Origin of the sequence: Pseudomonas typographi, assembly GCF_014694385.1 — a bacterium.
In the GTDB taxonomy this organism is placed as follows: Bacteria; Pseudomonadota; Gammaproteobacteria; order Pseudomonadales; family Pseudomonadaceae; genus Aquipseudomonas; species Aquipseudomonas typographi.
The window spans coordinates 1-716 of record NZ_JAAOCA010000121.1 but is presented as its reverse complement, the minus strand read 5'-3'; the positions used below and the strand labels follow the sequence as shown (position 1 = coordinate 716).

2 protein-coding genes are annotated in these 716 nt (G+C 62.2%); both read right to left on the bottom strand.

From position 1 onward, the window contains the following. Positions 1-191, bottom strand: a 191-nt coding sequence (gene gp17, locus HAQ05_RS27975; RefSeq protein WP_190427652.1) for a tail completion protein gp17, incomplete at its 3' end; no start/stop codon positions are given. Then, positions 191-670 carry an HK97-gp10 family putative phage morphogenesis protein gene (locus HAQ05_RS27970; RefSeq protein ID WP_190427650.1) on the bottom strand — a complete coding sequence of 160 codons (480 nt, stop codon included), beginning with the start codon at positions 668-670 and terminating at the stop codon, positions 191-193. The genes gp17 and HAQ05_RS27970, both read right to left, overlap by 1 nt. Between the last annotated feature and the right edge of the window lie 46 nt (positions 671-716).

Here is a 716-nt window from a genome sequence, read left to right as displayed (position 1 = left end):
TCGAACCGGTCAGAGTCGGGCCGATCAGCCAGGTAGTTGTCCGGCTCGCCCCCAATCGTCTGCCAAACCGCATAAGGCTTGCTCACCCCTTCCGGGGCCTCGCCGAACGGGTACAGACGGGTGGGCGACTCGCCCAGTAGCGCGGTCACGGCCGGCGACCGGGCGCAGACGTCGAAAATAGGTGGGTACATCACGCCCCCCTGAGCGCCGCATCGATCTCGGTACTCAGCTCGGTGGCGAACCGCTCGGTCACCGGGTCAATATTCTCCGAAAGCGCTGGACGCATGAACGGTTCGGCCCGGCTATGTTCAGTTCCGAACTCGATGAATCGCCAGTACCAGGTGTCTCCGCCAGGATTGTCCTTGAGCGTTTTTTTACCGGCTATCCCGCCCAAGGATAGGTTTTGAGCCCCGCCCATGACCCCGACACGCATCACCACACCGCCCTCGCGCTTTGAGTCCTTCGGCGATTCCTGGACGGCGATGTTCTTCCAGATTTTCTCTGCGGTTGCCGGGTCATCGATCGCTTTGGCCTTGGCCCTGGCCGCGTCCCGGACGATGCTCATTGCCCGGCGCGCCGACTTCTTCAGGCCGGATCGTTGCAGTTTGGGCGCCAGGCCGCGCATCTTCCCTACGACGCCCTCAACGCCCTGCATTTTGAATTCACCCATCATTGAGCCCCGTTGAAACGAGAATGGTCAGGTACTCCCGGCCAGA